Genomic DNA, 15,481 nt, shown 5'->3' on the forward strand with positions numbered 1-15,481 from the left:
CAGCCCGTCACTTCCGGTCGGAGCGCAGGTCGAGACCGCGCAGCACCTGGTCGACCAGTTCCGGGTCGGCGCCGAGCTCGCTGCGGGCGACGAGCATCTCGCGGCGGGAGGCGGCGATCATCTCCTGCTCGACCTCCCGGGCGGCCCGCCACTGGGACAGCCGCAGCTTGGCCTCGGCGGCCTCCTCCTCGGCGTAGTTCTCCGGGCAGAGCCGGGCCAGCCGGTCGTGCTGACGGTCGCGCAGGCGGTCGGCGACCTCGGCCGGCAGCCGGTCCTGCTCCTCCAGTTCGCCGAGCCGGGTGAGCCCGGCCTTGGCGGCCCGCCACCAGAGCTGACGGACGGCCTGCTCGTGCTTGTCCTGGTCGATGTCCAGCCGGAGCCGCTTGGCCAGCCAGGGCAGGGTCAGGCCCTGCACCAGCAGGGTGAAGAGCACCACGCTGAAGGCGATGAAGACCAGTCGGCCGCGCTCGGGGAAGTCCGCGCCGGAGTGCAGGGTGAGCGGGATGGCGAGCGCCAGCGCGACGGTGGCCACGCCGCGCATGCCGGACCACCAGAGGACCACGCTCTCCTTCCAGCTGAACGGGGTGTCCTCGTCGTCGCCGCTGCGCAGCTTCCGGGACAGCCAGCCGGCCGGCAGCAGCCAGAGCAGCCGAACCACCACCACGACGGCGATCACCGCGGCGGCGTCGCCGAGGAAGCCGGTCCAGCCGCGGCCGGCCTCCTTGAGCACGGTGGCCAGCTCCAGGCCGATCAGGCCGAAGGCGACGCCGGTGATCAGGATCTCGACCACCTCCCAGAAGGCGTTGCCGACCAGCCGGTAGGCGACGGCGTCGGCGTCGGAGGCCCGCTCGGCGAGGTAGAGCGCGCAGGTCACGACGGCGAGCACGCCGGAGCCGTGGATCTCCTCGGCGATGGTGTAGGCGGCGAAGGGCACCAGCAGGTTGAGCGCGACCTGCTGGGTCGGGTCGTCCAGGCGCTCGGCGAGCTTGGTGTTGACCCAGCCGAGCGCCACGCCGACGACCACGGCCAGCACCGCGGACAGCACGAACCGCAGCACCGCGTCGCCGACCGAGAAGTCGCCGCTGACCACGGCCTCGACGGCCAGCGAGTAGATGACGATCGCGGTGACGTCGTTGAACAGGCCCTCGCTCTCCAGGATCGACACCAGGCGGCGGGGCAGGCCGACGCTGCCGGCCACCGCGACGGCGGCGACCGGGTCGGGCGGGGAGACCAGCGCGCCGACCGCGATCGCGGCGGCGAGCGGCAGGGCGGGCTGCAGCCAGTGCACGGTGCCGGCCACCGCGACCGTGGTGACCACCACCAGGGCGACGGCCAGCAGCAGGATCGAGCGGGCGTTGGCCTTGAAGTAGCGCACCGAGGAGCGCCGGGCGACGGCGAAGATCAGCGGCGGCAGGACCAGCGGGAGGATCAGCTCGGGCTCGATGGTGACGTCCGGGATCTGCGGGACGAGCGCCATGACGATGCCGAGCAGGGTCATCAGGACCGGCTGCGGCACGCCCGTCCGGCGCGCGAGCGGCATGGTGACCACGGAGGCGAGCAGCACCAGGAAGAACAGGGGCAGCTGGCCCACGGGGAGGTTCCTCTCGACGGCGGACGGCTGAGCGCCGCCCAGGATAAATCTGACAATGCGCCCATTCGTGAAGACACGCTGAATAACCGCTTGACCTCAAGCGCACTTCAGGCCGGAGGATCGGGACCGGCCGACGGATTCGGTCGAACGGCCGAACGGGTGAACAGTCGAACGGGCGGGAGCAGACATGAAGGCGGTCACCGTGACGGAGTCCGGCGGTCCGGAGGTCCTGCGGGTCACCCGGGTGCCCGATCCGCAGCCGGGCCCGGGCGAGGTGCGGGTACGGGTGTACGCGGCCGGCGTGCAGCCGGTGGACCTGGCGATCCGGGAGGGCTTCCGGCCGCCGGGGCTGGCGGTCGAGCCGCCGTTCGTGCTCGGCAACGAGTTCGCCGGGGTGGTGGACCGGCTGGGACCGGACAGCGGGGACTGGCGGACCGGCGACGAGGTGCTGGGCTTCCGGCTGCTGGACAGCCACGCCGAGCTGGTCACGGTGGACGCCGCCCAGCTGGTGGCCAAGCCGGCCGGGATGCCCTGGGAGCAGGCCGGCTCGCTCTCCGCCTCCGGCCAGACCGCGCACACGGCGCTCACCCTGCTCGGGGTCGGCCCCGGCGACACCGTGCTGGTGCACGGCGCCTCCGGTGGGGTCGGCACGGTGGCCGTCCAGCTGGCCCGGGCCTGGGGCGCCACCGTGATCGGCACCGCGAGCGAGCGCAACCACGCCTACCTGCGCGAACTGGGCGCGGTCCCGGTCACGTACGGGGAGGGCCTGGTCGAGCGGGTCCGGGCGGCGGCGCCGCAGGGGGTGACCGCCGCCTTCGACGCGGCCGGGCGGGGCGCGCTGGAGGCCTCGGTCGAGCTGGTCGCCGACCGGGACCGGATCGGCACCGTCGTCGACCACGAGGGCGCCCGGCGACTGGGCGTACGGGCGCTGCGCACCCGGCGCACCGCCGCCCGGCTGACCGAGCTGGTCCGGCTGTGGGAGGCGGGCGGGCTGCGGCTGGAGATCGCCGAGGCACTCCCGCTGGAGCGGGCCGGCGAGGCCCACCGTCTGGTCGGCACCGGGCACGTCCGGGGCAAGGTGGTGCTGACCATGTGAGGCCCCGGGCGCGGCCCCGGGGCTCCCCGGACCCCGCTCCGGGCCGATTGTGTGTTTCGGCCGCTGACCAGGTAATGTTCTCCACGTCAGCAGGCGCCGCTAGCTCAGTTGGTTAGAGCAGCTGACTCTTAATCAGCGGGTCCGGGGTTCGAGTCCCTGGCGGCGCACAGACAGCCGGAAGGCCCCTTGCGAGAGCGAGGGGCCTTCCGGCGTTTCGTGGGCCGCCAGGGCGTTCCCCGGCCGCGCCGCTCCCACCCGCACCGTCCTCCCGTGCGGGTGGGAGGACGGTGCGGGTGGCAGGAAAGGTGGGAAGCAGGTCATTGCTGCCGCCCCGGCCCGCTGACACGCTGGCCGCATGAGAGCGCGCAACGTGCTGGTCGTCCTCTACGAGGGCGTGCAGAGCCTCGACGTGACCGGCCCCGTCGAGGTGTTCACGGGAGCCGGCGCCGCCTCCGGGCAGCCCGGGGCGTACCGGGTGGTCACCGCCTCACCGGGCGGGGAGCCGGTGCGCAGCACCGGCGGTCTGCGACTGCTGCCGGACGCGGACCTCGCCGGGGTCGGTCCGGTGCACACCCTGCTGGTCCCCGGCGGGACGGACACCGAACGCCCGGACCGCGCGCTGGTGGCGCGGATCCGGGAGCTGGCCGACCGGGCCGAGCGGGTGGTGTCGGTGTGCACCGGGGCCTTCCTGCTCGCCGAGGCCGGACTGCTGGCCGGGCGCCGGGCCACCACGCACTGGGCGTACTGCGAGGCGCTGGCCCGGCGGTTCCCGGACGTCGAGGTGGACCCCGACCCGATCCACGTCCGGGACGGACGCGTCGCCACCTCGGCCGGGGTCACCGCCGGCATCGACCTGGCGCTGGCCCTGGTCGAGGAGGACCTCGGACGGGAGGCCGCCCTGCTGATCGCCCGTCACCTGGTGGTCTTCCTGCGCCGGCCCGGCAACCAGGCCCAGTTCAGCACCCAGCTGGCCGCCCAGGTGGCGGACCGGCAGCCGCTGCGCGAGGTGCAGCGGTGGATCGCCGAGCACCCGGAGGCCGACCTGTCGGTCGAGGCGCTGGCCCTCCGCTCGGCGCTGTCGCCGCGGCACTTCGCCCGCGCCTTCGCCGCCGAGGTCGGGGTGACCCCGGGCCGGTACGTGGACGGCGTCCGGCTGGAGGCCGCCCGGCGGCGGCTGGAGGACACCGCCGACGGCATCGAGGAGATCGCCCGCCGCTGCGGCTACGGCACCCCGGAGGCGATGCGGCGCGCCTTCGTCCGGGCCCTGGCCGTCCCGCCCGCCGAGTACCGGCGCCGCTTCCACCCCAGTCACGACGGAGGACACTGATGCGCATCGCCATCCTGCTGTACGACGACTTCACCGCGCTGGACGCGGTGGGCCCCTACGAGGTGCTGTCCCGGATCCCCGGCGCCGAGGTGGTGTTCACCGCCGCCCGGCGCGGGCCGGTGCGCACTGACATGAAGAGCCTGGCGCTCACCGCCGACGCCGCGCTGGACGAGGTGGACGCCGCCGACGTCCTGCTCGTGCCCGGCGGCCCGGGGACGGAGGCCCAGCTCTCCGACCCGGCCGTGGTGGAGTGGGTGCGCGCGGTGGACGCCACCACCACCTGGACCTCCTCGGTCTGCTCGGGCTCACTGATCCTGGCCGCCGCGGGACTGCTGAAGGGGCGCCGGGCCACCTCGCACTGGTGCTGTCTGGACCGGCTTCCCCGCTTCGGGGCCGAGCCGACCGGGACGGAGCGGATCGTGGTCGATGGCAAGTACGCGACCGCGGCCGGGGTCTCCGCCGGGATCGACCTGGCGCTGTCGCTGACCGGCCGGCTGGCCGACGACCGTACGGCGGAGGCGATCCAGCTCGTCATCGAGTACGACCCGCAGCCGCCGTACTCGGCGGGCTCGGTCGCCACCGCCCCGCCCGGGCTGGTGGCCGACCTGCTGTCGAACAACCTGCTGCTGCGCTAGGGGTTCATCGAACCCGCGCCGGCGGGAAGGCGTGCCGGCGGGCGCCGGTGACCACCGCGAGGACGGGGAGCATCAGCGCGAGGACCGTCCAGGGCAGGGCGCCGGTGCCGAGACCGCCCAGGACGACTCCGCCGGCCACCCCGCCGGCCGCCATGGCGACGTTCCACAGGGTCACCAGCACGGCCTGGGCGGCGTCCGCCCGCTCGCCGCCCGCGTCACCGAGGGCGGTCTGCAGCAGGGTCGGGACGCCGCCCCAGCCGAGGCCCCAGAGCAGCGCCGCCGCGTACACCGCCGCCGCACTGCCCGACCACACCGCGAGGAGGCCCGCCGTCACCGCGACCAGCAGTGCGCCGCCGATCGTCAACTGCCGCAGTCGGCGGTGGATGTGGGCACCGATCAGCCAGATGCTCGCCATCGAGGCCAGGCCGAAGACCAGCAGGACGGTCCCGGTGGCGCCGCCGAGGCCGGCCCGGTCGAGGAAGGGCGCGATGTAGGTGAACAGGATGGTGTGCGCGAGCACGTAGAGCACGGTCACCGCGAGCACCGGCACCACCCCGGGCACGGCGAGCGCGTGCCGGACCGGCAGGTGTTCGCCGTCCGGCCGGCCCGGCTCCTCGGGCAGCAACGCCGCTATCCAGCCGACCACGCCGACCGCCAGTGCCGTCATGGCCAGGAAGGGCACCCACCAGGCGGACATTCGGCCGAGGAAGGTGCCGACCGGCACCCCGAGCGACAGCGCCACCGGCACACCCGCCATCGCGACGGCCATCGCCCGGCCCTGCTGCTCGACCGGCACCAGCCTGCGGGCGTACCCGGCCAGCAGCGCCCAGGCGAGGCCGGCCGCGACGCCCGCGAGGAAGCGGGCGGCGAGGGTGAGCGGGTAGCTGCCGGACACCGCGGTCACCGTGTTGGCCACGGCGAAGCCGCCCATCGCGGTGAGCAGCAGCCGCTTGCGGCCCCAGTCGGCGGTGGCCGCGGCGAGCGGGATCGCGGTGGCGGCGGAGCCGATCGCGTAGACGGTGACGGTCTGCCCGGCGGCCGACTCGCTGACGCCGAGGGACTCGCCCATCCCGGGCAGCACCCCGGCGGGCAGGTTCTCGGTGAGTGCGGTGACGAAGACGGCGGTGGCCAGGGCGAGCAGGGAGGGGAGCGGGAAGGGCTTGCGGGGTACCGGGGTCGGGAGCTGTGTGGTCGCCATGGGGACCATGCTCGGACCTCACACGGGTGTCAGGTTCAAGCACGGTCCCGCGGACGTCGGGTCAGCGGCCGAAGTAGCCGTCGAAGTTCCTGGAGAACTCCCGGCCGCCGAACTGGTCCCAGTTCACCGACCACGTCATCAGCCCGCGCAGGTTCGGCTGGGCACCCGAACGCGGCACGTACGTCCCGCAGTTGGTGAGCTTGGTGAGGCAGTCCAGCGCCTTGTCCACCTCGGCCGGGGCGACGTAGCCGTTGCCCGCGTTGGTGGTGGCCGGCATGCCGATGGCGACCTTGGAGGCCGGCAGCGCCGGGAACACGTTGGCCGTGTTGCCCGCCACCGGGAAGCCCTTGAGCAGCATGTCGGTCATCGCGACGTGGAAGTCGGCGCCGCCCATCGAGTGGTACTGGTTGTCCAGGCCCATGATGGAGCCGGAGTTGTAGTCCTGGACGTGCAGCAGGGTGAGGTCGTCGCGCAGCGCGTGGATGACCGGCAGGTACGCCCCGGCCCGCGGGTCCTGGCCGCCCCAGGGGCCGGATCCGTAGTACTGGTAGCCGAGTTGGACGAAGAAGGTCTCCGGCGCCATGGTCAGCACGAAGCCCGGGCCGTACTTGGCCTTGAGGGTCTTCAGCGCGGAGATCAGGTTGACGACGACCGGGGTGGTCGGGTTCTTGAAGTCGGTGTCGCCGGTGTTCAGCGAGAGCGAGTGGCCCTCGAAGTCGATGTCCAGGCCGTCCAGGCCCCACCTGTCGATGATCGCCGAGACCGAGCTGACGAAGGTGTCCCGGGCGGCGGCGGTGGTCAGCTGGACCTGGCCGTTCTGGCCGCCGATCGAGATCAGCACCTTCTTGCCCTGGGCGCGCTTGGCCGCGATGGCGGCCTTGAAGTCGGCGTCGGACTCGACGGTCGGGCACTCGGTGGCCGGGCAGCGGTTGAAGCGGATGTCCCCGGAGGTGACGGAGGTGGGCTCGCCGAAGGAGAGGTCGATGAAGTCCCAGGAGTTCGGGACGTCGGCCATCCGGGTGTAGCCGGCGCCGTTGGCGAAGCTGGCGTGCAGGTAGCCGACCAGGGCGTGGCTGCCGGCGGGCGGGCTGGTCGGGGTGCCGGTGGGCGTGCCCGTCGGGGTCCCGGTCGGGGTCGCCGTCGGCGAGGCGGTGGCGGTCGGCGAGGCGGTGGCGGTCGGCGAGGCGGTGGCGGTGGCGGTGGGCGTCGGCGTCGGGCTGGGCGCGCCCGGCCCGTCCAGCGAGACGTCGTCCGCGTAGTAGGTGCCCTGGCCGTACCAGCCGTGGGTGTAGACGGTGGCGCTGGTCTGGGTGGCGCCGGTGGTGAAGCCGAGGCTGAGCTTCTGGTACGAGCCGCCGGTGCCGGGCGTCCAGGTGCTGGGGCCGCCGTCGACGCCCAGGTAGACGTACGAGCCGTTGACGTACGCGCTGAGCGTGTAGGTGGTGTTGGGGGCCACGGTGACGGTCTGGGAGCACTGGGCGGTGTCGCCGGCCGAGGCCGCGCCGGCGAGCGCGCGGCTGCCGCCGTGCACCGGACTGGTGACGACGCTGCCGGTGCCGCCGGAACAGTTCCAGGGGCCGAGCGAGCCGGACTCGAAGCCGCCGTTGACCAGGAACTCGCCGGCCGAGGCGGTGGGCGCCAGGCCCAGGGTGACGCCGACCAGGGTGGCCGCGGCGACGGCGGAGGCGGTGCCGGCGGCGAGCGCGGCACGACGGGCCCGGGGGCGTGCGGGTGAGTGACGGGGCATGGATCTGCGCATGGGGGCGCTCCTGCGGTGGCACGGTCGTGGGGGACGTCCGAGGGCACGCCGGAGCACCGCGCCAGTGGGGGGAACGGCCCGGCCTGGCACCCTAGTTGGACTAGACCACTGAAGTGGATCCGGCCGTACGGTGTCAATGGTCCAGACCGGTTCCGGCCTTCTCCGGTTGCCGGGGGTGACACCCCGTCGAAGGATGGAGGGGTGACCCCGCCCGGCTACCTCCGCTACCCCCACCTGCACGGCGGCCTGCTCACCTTCACCGCCGAGGACGACGTCTGGATCGCCCCGCTGGACGGCGGCGGCGCCGTGACCGGCCGGGCCTGGCGGGTGACCTGCGACCGCACCAGGGTCAGCCACCCCCGCTTCTCCCCCGACGGCGCCACCCTCGCCTGGACCGGCTGGCTCAGCCTCACCCCCGAGGTGTGGACCGCCCCGGTCGACGGCGGCCCGGCCCGCCGGCTCAGCTTCTGGGGCAGCCAGGACACCCGGGTGCGCGGCTGGCTGCCGGACGGCGAGGTGCTCGCCGTCACCTCCTTCCACGAGCCCTTCGGCCACTACACCTGGGCGCACGCCCTGCCGCCCGACGGCTCCCCCGGCCGCCGGATGCCCTGGGGCCCGGTCGGCGACGCCCAGATGAGCCGCACGCGGACCGTCCTGCTCACCGGCGCCGCCCCGCACGAGCCGGCCGCCTGGAAGCGCTACCGGGGCGGCGCCGTCGGCCGGCTCTGGGTGGACGGCGAACGGATCCTGCCCGACCACACCGGCCACCTCGCCGCTCCGATGCCGGTCGCCGGGCCGCTCGGCGACCGGATCGCCTTCCTCTCCGACCACGAGGGCATCGGCAACCTCTACTCCTGCCGCCCGGACGGCACCGACCTGCGCCGGCACACCGACCACGCCTCCTACTACGCCCGCGAGGCCGCCACCGACGGCACCCGGATCGTCTACCAGCACGCCGGCGACCTCTGGCTCCTCGACGGCCTGGACGCCCCCGCCCCGCGCCGGCTGGACGTCCCGCTCGGCGGCGCCCGGGCCGGCCGCCGCCCGTACCAGGTCGGCGCCGCGTCCCAGGTCAAGGACCTCGCCTGCGACCGGACCGGCCGGGCCGGGGTGGTCACCGTGCGCGGCAGCCAGTACTGGCTCACCCACAAGGACGGCCCGGCCCGCGCGCTCGCCGACACCCCCGGGGTGCGGACCCGGCTGCCGGTCGTGCTCGGGCACACCGGCGAGGCGGCCTGGATCACCGACGCGGAGGGCGCCGACGCGATCGAGGTGGTGCCGCTGCCCGGGCACGAGGCGCCGCCCGGGTCCGGCGGCGGGCCCAAGCACCGGCACCGGGTGCTCGCCGCCGGCCGGCTCGGCCGCGTCCTGGAACTCACCGCCTCCCCCGACGGCAGCCGGCTCGCCGCCGCCTCCTCGGACGGCCGGCTGCTGCTGGTCTCCACCGACGACGGCGGGGTGCACGAACTGACCTCCTCCGAGTACGGGCCGGTCTCCAGCGCCCGGTTCTCCCCCGACTCGCACTGGATCGCCTGGTCCCAGCCGGTCGCCGGGCGCTCGCTGCGCCGGATCCGGCTCACCCGAACCGAGGCGCCCGCGCCGATCACCGAAGTCACCGACGGCCGCTTCGAGGACGAGCAGCCGGTGTTCACCCGGGACGGCCGCTACCTGGCCTTCCTGTCCTGGCGCGGCTTCGACCCGGTCCACGACGTGCACACCGGCGACCTCTCCTTCCCGCTCGGCTGCCGCCCGTACCTGGTGCCGCTGACCGCCGACACGCCCTCGCCGTTCGCCGCGCCGGTCGAGGACGTCGCCCAGCGCGGGGACGGCGGCGGCGACGGCACCGTCCGGGTCGAGCCCGAGGGCATCGGCGACCGGCTGCTGCAGTTCCCGGTGATCGCCTCCAAGTACTCGGCCACCGACGCGGTGCGCGGCGGCCTGGTCTGGCTGCGCTGGCCGATCTCCGGCACCCTCGGACAGACCTTCGCCAGCCCGGAGGACACCTCCGGCCGCCCCTCCCTGGAGCACTTCGACCTCGCCCGGGGCACCCGCAGCACGCTGGTGGACAAGCTCGACGGCTACGCGGTCTCCGGGGACGGCGGCTCCGTCGCCGTCTACTCGGCCGGGACGCTCCGGGTGATCCCGGTCTCCGCCCCCTCCGCCGGCACCGCCGTCGACCTGCGCCGGATCACCCACACCGTGCACCCGGCCGCCGAGTGGCGCCAGGCCTACCACGAGGCCGCCCGGATCGTCCGCGACCAGTTCTGGGACGAGCGGATGTCCGGCCTGGACTGGCCCGCCCTGGTCGCCCAGTACGAACCGCTGCTGGAACGCGTCTGCTCACCCGACGACTTCGCCGACCTGCTGCGCGAACTCCTCGGCGAGCTGGGCACCTCGCACGCCTACGTCACCACCTCCCGGCGCGCCGAAGGGCCCTCGCTCGCCCAGCAGCCGCTCGGCCTGCTCGGCGCCAGCGCCCGCCGCTCCCCCGACGGACGCTGGCTGGTCGGCCGGGTGCTGGCCGGCGAGTCCTCCGACCCGCGCGCCCGCGCCCCGCTGGCCGCCCAGGGCGTCCGGGACGGCGACGAACTGCTCTCGATCGGCGGCCGGCCGGTGGACCCGGTGCGCGGACCGCTGCCGCTGCTCGCCGGCACCGGCGGCACCACCGTGGAACTGGCCCTGCGCACCGGCCCGGACGGCCCGGTGCGGCGGATCGCGGTCACCCCGCTGACCGACGAACGACCCGTCCGCTACCAGGACTGGGTGGCCAAACGCCGTTCCCTGGTACGGGAGTTCAGCGACGGGCGGTGCGGCTACCTGCACATCCCGGACCTCGGCGGCTCCGGCTGGGCGCAGTTCAACCGGGACCTGCGACGCGAGCTGGACAAGCCCGCGCTGGTCCTGGACGTACGGGGCAACGCCGGCGGCAACGTCTCCGAGCTGGTGCTGGAGAAGCTCACCCGGCACGTCCTGGCCTGGGACTTCACCCGGGACCGCCAGCCGGTCCGCTGGCCGCGGCACGCGCTGCGCGGCCCGCTGGTCGCCCTCGCGGACGAGGCGACCAGCTCGGACGGGGACGTGATCATCGCGGCGATCAAGCTGCTCGGGCTCGGCCCGGTGATCGGCAACCGCACCTGGGGCGGGGTGGTCGGGATGTCCGGGCGGCACACCCTCGGCGACGGCACCCAGATCTCGGTGCCCAAGAACGCCTCCTGGTTCGGCGGCGGCCTCGGCTGGTCGGTCGAGAACCGGGGCGTCGAGCCGGACGTGCACGTGCTGCGCACCCCGAGGGACTGGGCCCGGGGGCGCCATCCCGAGCTGGTCACCGCCGTCCAGCTCGCCCTGGAGCTGCTGGAGGACGCGCCCGCCGCGGCGCCCCCGCCGGAGTCCACGCCCCGGCCGGACCTGCGGCGCCCGCCGCTGCCGCCGCGGGAGCGGTGAGGCGGGAGCGGCGGGCGGGGGCGGGCGCTGGGCGGAACCGGCGGGACTCAGTCCCAGGGGTCGCCCTCGGCCGTCATGTTCTCGGCGGCGCGCCGGTCGGCCTCCTCCTGGGAGAGCCGTTCCCGGACGGCCCCCTCCTGGGTGTCGCGGGTGCGCTCGACGTCGTCGCGGAACGCGTCGGCGGCCTCGTCGTGGGCGAGGGCGGCTCGTTGGGAGGCGTCCTGCCCGGTGGCCTCGTGCGGCGGGCGGTGGAACAACCTGTCGAAGATGCCCATGGCTCCTCCTCCGGAAGGAACGTCGGATTACCGGGCTGCCCCCACTCTCACACCGGGTCCGCACCGGCGCACCTCGGACCGGGGCCGGGCCCGGACGGGCCCGGACGGGCCCGGCGGGCGGGCCCGGGTTGAGTCCTTGGTCCCTGGTGGACGCGCCCAACGACCGTAGCCGGGCGGTGCCGGCCGGGCGGAGGGTGGAGCCGTCGGCCGAACTGACGCCACCCGTCTGACGCCACCGTCTGGAGCCCGCTGTGACCGTCGTACATCCCGGAAGCAACGCCCGGCGCACCGCCGAGGACCCGCACGACGGACCGCGCCGACGGGTCGGCCCGCTGGCCGCGCTGGACGGGCGGCTGCCCGGTGCCCACGACCTGCTGCTGATGCAGTGCCCCAGTTCGCTGCGGCCGCTCACCGGTGGCGAACTGCCGGACTGGGCGCGCGCGGTGCTGCGGGTGCACCCCTGGGTGACGGTCGGCCGGGCCCCGGCGGTGGTCGGCGATCCGGCGGACCTGCCGTACCCGCAGCGCTGCACCCGTGACCCGGAGGCCGCGCCCGAGCTCTGGTTCCCGGTGACCGTGCGCGGCCCGCGGCCCGGGCAGCGGCTGGACGCACTGGCGCCCTGGGCGGCGGTGGCCCGGACGCTGCGGCCCGAGCAGCTGGCCGAACGGCGCCAACGGCTCGCTCCCGAGCGGCTCGCCAGGATCCCGGCCCTGGCCCTGCTGCCGGAGGTCGGCCGACTGGTCGCGGACCACCGGATGCCCTGGGGCCCGATCGGCGCGGTCGGCTACGAACTGGGCAGCGGGGTGCCGGTGGCCGGACCGCTGAGCCCGCTGCGGCTGGTGCTGCGCTCCCCGCAGCCGGTCAGCCGGCGCGACGCGCTGCAGTTGCGGCGGGCGCTGACCAAACTGCCGGTCCCGATCCAGGCCGAACTGGAGACCCGGCACGGCTCCGTCCAGCTCGCGGACTACGCCGCCGGCTCCCACAGCCTCACCCTGCTCACCGCGTACGGCCCCCGGGAGGTCCACGACCCGTGGTTCCCCCGGGGCCCGTTCGCGTGACGGACGGCCTCAGCCGGACCGGGTGGTGCGACGGTCGCCGGCCGATGTCGATCCGGCCGGGTCCGCTCCGACGTCATGGTGTGCGGCGCCCCGCCGCGCGACGACGCAACGAGGACTGCCGAGGTACGGCCATGGATCAACTGCTCAGAGTGATGAATTTCTGCGTCTCCGGTGACGGCGTCGCCGCCGGGGAGCACCAGCGCCTGGAGCTCCCGTTCGGCCTCGACCGCCCCGAGAGGCTGTTCTCCTGGGCCGGGGCCACGGCGAGCTGGCCGATGCGCACGGATTCCGGGGGCAGCCGGGGCCTGGACGACTACTTCACCCGGGACTTCCCCCGCAACATCGGTGCCGAGATCATGGGCCGCAACAAGTTCGGGCCCCAGCGCGGGCCCTGGCAGGACCACGAGTGGCGCGGCTGGTGGGGTGACGAGCCCCCGTTCCACACTCCGGTGTTCGTCATGACGCACTACGAGCGGCCGTCGTTCACGCTCTCCGACACCACGTTCCACTTCGTCGCGGGCGATCCGGCCAGCGTCCTCGAACGGGCGAAGGACGCCGCGGCGGGCAAGGACGTGCGGCTCGGCGGCGGGGTCTCCACCATCCGGCAGTTCCTCGACGCCGACCTGGTCGACACCCTGCACGTGGCGGTCTCGCCGGTGGAGTTCGGGTCCGGCCTGAAGCTCTGGGAGTCCCCCGAGGAGCTGCTCGACCGGTTCCACCTGGAGGTCGTGCCCAGCCCGAGCGGCGTGACGCACCACCTGTTCTGGCGGAGGTGACGCCGGGGGGATGACGCGAGGGCCCACGACCCGGCGGCGGGTCGTGGGCCCCGGTCGTCCGCGGCGGGAGCAGGCCGTCAGCCGCTGACGCTGGGCGCGCCGGTCTCCAGGTGGCCGGTGAACCGCTGCGACCAGCTGCTGTCGGCGTCCACCGTCACGGTGAAGTCGTACCAGCCGTTGGCGTAGGCGACCGCGTTGAAGTAGTCGCTGACGCTGCCGCCGGCCGGGACCTGGTAGGTCCAGGGGCCGTCCGTGCGGTAGTTGTTGGAGGCGATGGTGAAGGTCAGCGCCGTGCTGCCGCTGTTGGCCAGCTTGAAGTAGACCGCGAGCTTGCCGGTGCCCGGCTCGACGGCGTACGAGGCGGTGACGGCGGCGTTCTTGCCCGCCTTGGTGGCGTCGCCCTTGAAGCGGCGCAGGAAGCGGTTGGGGCCGACCACCGTGAGGTCGTACGGCCCGCCGCCGAAGCCGGTGCCGCAGTTGAAGAAGTCGCTGGTGCTGCCGCCCGGGTCGACGGTGTACTGCCAGGGGCCGCCGCTGCGGTAGGCGTTGGCGTAGGCGGCGAAGTGCGCGGACTTGGTGGCCGCGGCGCCCTGGTTGGCCATCGCGATCCAGACCTTCATCACCCCGCCCGAGCCGAACTCCAGGTGGTCCAGGTTGGCGTTCGGCTGGTACGGCAGGGCGCGGGCCTGCCGGGTGCCGGACTCCTGCACCGGGAGCTGGTTGTTGACCGGGGCCGGGTTGGGCAGCGGGCCGCAGGCGGACAGGCCGATGGTCTGCGAGGTGTCGGGCAGCGCGGGCAGCCCGTACACCGGGTTGGCGAAGTCGAACACGCTGGTCAGGTCGCCGCAGACGCGGCGGCGCCAGTCGCTGATGTTCGGACTGGTGGCGGGCGTGCCGAGGGCGGCCGTCCAGGTCTCCAGGAAGCGCAGCACCGAGGTGTGGTCGAAGGTCTCGGAGTTGACCCAGCCGCCGCGGGTCCAGGGCGAGACGGCGATCATCGGGACGCGGAAGCCGAGGCCGATGTTGGTGCCGCTGTAGAACTCGCCGGGGGTGCCGGCCGGGGCGACCGGCGGCGGGACGTGGTCGAAGAAGCCGTCGTTCTCGTCGTAGTTGATGAAAAGGATGCTGGAGTTGAAGACGTTCGGGTCCGCGTTGAGCGCGTCGATCACCATGTGGACGAAGTGCGCGCCGTCGGCCGGGGTGGCGTACGGGTGCTCGGAGGAGGCCTGGTCGGGGACGATCCAGGAGACCTGCGGCAGCGTGCTGGCCAGCACGTCGGCCTTGATCGCGGCGACGATGTCGTCCGGGGTCCGGCCGGTGACCTTGGGCACCGAGCCCATGCCCTTGACGGCCAGCGGGCTGCCCGCCGGGGCGCCGGAGAACTGGCTGAAGTAGGCGAGGGCGTTGTCGCCGTAGTTGTCGGCGGCGTTCTGGTAGACCTTCCAGCTGACGCCGGCGTTCTCCAGCGCCTCGGCGTAGGTCTGCCAGCGCAGGCCCTTCTCGTCGCCGCCGTCGTAGGCCGGGCCGCCGGCGGTGCCGGCGGGGTCGATCTGGCCGGACCAGTGGTAGGTGCGGTTGGGGCCGGTCGCGCTGAGCACCGAGCAGTGGTAGGCGTCGCAGAGGGTCCAGTTCTCGGCCAGTGCGTAGTGGAACGGGATGTCCTGGCGGGTGAGGAAGCCGAGGGTGCGGACGTTGCCCTTGGCGGCGACCCAGGAGTCCATCTTGCCGCCGTTCCACGCCTTGTGCTGGTCGCTCCAACCGTGGCTGAGGTCGCCGTTGCACTGGGCGAGGCGCTCGGGGTCGGCGCCGCCGGCCGGCTTGGTCTGGCTGAACTGCCACGGGTACTGGCGGGAGAGCAGGCCGTTGGGCTGGTTGAAGACGCTGTAGCCGCCGGCGATCTGGATCGCGCTGCGGTCGGCGAAGCCGCGTACGCCGCGCAGGGTGCCGAAGTAGTGGTCGAAGCTGCGGTTCTCCTGCATCAGGATCACCACGTGCTGCGCGTCGGTGATGGTCCCGGTGCTGGTGAGTGCGGTGGTGGAGGCGGCGGCGGGCGCGGTGCCCGGGGCGGCTCCGGCGGCGCCGGTGCCGGCCACGGCGAGGCCGGCCGCGGCGGCTCCCGACAGCGTGACGAACTTCCTACGACTCAGCTCGGCCATCAGTCCGGCCCGTCCCTTCGCTGGCGATGTTGTGTACACAAGTCGGGCTCACTCGATCGCGGAGAAGTCTCCACCGCACTCGGAGCGGGCCACCAGGTCCGTGCGGCAGGGTTGGCGGACTGTTCGTCGGAGGGTCACCGGAGTTCGCCGGGGCGTCACCGAGCGACGC

General features: G+C 74.2%; 11 protein-coding genes and 1 tRNA gene. 7 read left to right on the forward strand and 5 right to left on the reverse strand.

Annotation, left to right across the window (positions count from 1 at the left end; all coding sequences use genetic code 11):
• Nucleotides 1-7: 7 nt before the first annotated feature.
• Entirely contained in the window at nt 8-1,591 is a 1,584-nt protein-coding gene (locus AB0Q99_RS12885; protein ID WP_363570940.1) for a Na+/H+ antiporter, read from the reverse strand.
• A gap of 187 nt (nt 1,592-1,778) precedes the next feature.
• On the opposite strand from AB0Q99_RS12885, the gene AB0Q99_RS12890 reads away from it, so the two are divergent.
• From AB0Q99_RS12890 to AB0Q99_RS12905, 4 genes are all read left to right on the forward strand, one after another.
• Nucleotides 1,779-2,687, forward strand: coding sequence for an NADP-dependent oxidoreductase (locus AB0Q99_RS12890; protein ID WP_363570942.1), 909 nt, complete (start codon nt 1,779-1,781; stop codon nt 2,685-2,687).
• 93 nt (nt 2,688-2,780) lie between these two features.
• Nucleotides 2,781-2,854 (forward strand) — tRNA-Lys (locus AB0Q99_RS12895).
• A gap of 188 nt (nt 2,855-3,042) precedes the next feature.
• Nucleotides 3,043-4,014: a GlxA family transcriptional regulator gene (locus tag AB0Q99_RS12900; RefSeq protein WP_363570944.1), complete on the forward strand. Its 972-nt coding sequence runs from the start codon at nt 3,043-3,045 to the stop codon at nt 4,012-4,014.
• Complete coding sequence (locus AB0Q99_RS12905) at nt 4,014-4,649, forward strand: DJ-1/PfpI family protein (protein ID WP_363570946.1); 636 nt, start codon at nt 4,014-4,016, stop codon at nt 4,647-4,649. Before AB0Q99_RS12900 ends, AB0Q99_RS12905 begins: the two co-directional genes overlap by 1 nt.
• 4 nt (nt 4,650-4,653) lie before the next feature.
• Here AB0Q99_RS12905 and AB0Q99_RS12910 read toward each other — a convergent pair whose 3' ends face one another.
• On the reverse strand, nt 4,654-5,847 hold the full coding sequence (locus AB0Q99_RS12910) for an MFS transporter (RefSeq protein WP_363570948.1): 1,194 nt from the start codon (nt 5,845-5,847) through the stop codon (nt 4,654-4,656).
• Between the two features lie 61 nt (nt 5,848-5,908).
• The gene (locus tag AB0Q99_RS12915) at nt 5,909-7,606 is read right to left on the reverse strand and encodes a glycosyl hydrolase family 18 protein (RefSeq protein ID WP_363570950.1); all 1,698 of its coding nucleotides are present in this window, start codon (nt 7,604-7,606) and stop codon (nt 5,909-5,911) included.
• Between the two features lie 201 nt (nt 7,607-7,807).
• Here AB0Q99_RS12915 and AB0Q99_RS12920 point away from each other — a divergent pair, with 201 nt between their 5' ends.
• On the forward strand, nt 7,808-11,047 hold the full coding sequence (locus tag AB0Q99_RS12920; protein ID WP_363570951.1) for a S41 family peptidase: 3,240 nt from the start codon (nt 7,808-7,810) through the stop codon (nt 11,045-11,047).
• A gap of 47 nt (nt 11,048-11,094) precedes the next feature.
• Here the strand turns inward: AB0Q99_RS12920 and AB0Q99_RS12925 are convergent, their stop codons facing one another.
• A complete protein-coding gene (locus AB0Q99_RS12925; protein WP_363570953.1) occupies nt 11,095-11,322 on the reverse strand; it encodes a hypothetical protein in 228 nt (75 codons plus the stop codon).
• A gap of 251 nt (nt 11,323-11,573) precedes the next feature.
• Between AB0Q99_RS12925 and AB0Q99_RS12930 the strand changes: the two genes are divergently transcribed.
• Entirely contained in the window at nt 11,574-12,380 is an 807-nt protein-coding gene (locus tag AB0Q99_RS12930) for a phosphoribosyl-dephospho-CoA transferase MdcG domain-containing protein (protein WP_363570954.1), read from the forward strand.
• Between the two features lie 131 nt (nt 12,381-12,511).
• On the forward strand, nt 12,512-13,156 hold the full coding sequence (locus AB0Q99_RS12935) for a dihydrofolate reductase family protein (RefSeq protein ID WP_363570956.1): 645 nt from the start codon (nt 12,512-12,514) through the stop codon (nt 13,154-13,156).
• A 77-nt stretch (nt 13,157-13,233) separates the two neighbouring features.
• On the opposite strand, the gene AB0Q99_RS12940 is transcribed toward AB0Q99_RS12935, so the two are convergent.
• On the reverse strand, nt 13,234-15,312 hold the full coding sequence (locus tag AB0Q99_RS12940) for a phosphocholine-specific phospholipase C (protein WP_363570958.1): 2,079 nt from the start codon (nt 15,310-15,312) through the stop codon (nt 13,234-13,236).
• Between the last annotated feature and the right edge of the window lie 169 nt (nt 15,313-15,481).

It is taken from the genome of Kitasatospora sp. NPDC086791, assembly GCF_040685975.1.
GTDB lineage: Bacteria > Actinomycetota > Actinomycetes > Streptomycetales > Streptomycetaceae > Kitasatospora.

Coding starts and splice junctions, on each gene's coding strand:
- AB0Q99_RS12905 (WP_363570946.1), top strand. CDS start 4,014: ATGCGCATCGCCATCCTGCTGTACGACGACTTCACCGCGCTGGACGCG.
- AB0Q99_RS12925 (WP_363570953.1), bottom strand. CDS start 11,322: ATGGGCATCTTCGACAGGTTGTTCCACCGCCCGCCGCACGAGGCCACC.
- AB0Q99_RS12910 (WP_363570948.1), bottom strand. CDS start 5,847: ATGGCGACCACACAGCTCCCGACCCCGGTACCCCGCAAGCCCTTCCCG.
- AB0Q99_RS12935 (WP_363570956.1), top strand. CDS start 12,512: ATGGATCAACTGCTCAGAGTGATGAATTTCTGCGTCTCCGGTGACGGC.
- AB0Q99_RS12900 (WP_363570944.1), top strand. CDS start 3,043: ATGAGAGCGCGCAACGTGCTGGTCGTCCTCTACGAGGGCGTGCAGAGC.
- AB0Q99_RS12940 (WP_363570958.1), bottom strand. CDS start 15,312: ATGGCCGAGCTGAGTCGTAGGAAGTTCGTCACGCTGTCGGGAGCCGCC.
- AB0Q99_RS12915 (WP_363570950.1), bottom strand. CDS start 7,606: ATGCGCAGATCCATGCCCCGTCACTCACCCGCACGCCCCCGGGCCCGT.
- AB0Q99_RS12890 (WP_363570942.1), top strand. CDS start 1,779: ATGAAGGCGGTCACCGTGACGGAGTCCGGCGGTCCGGAGGTCCTGCGG.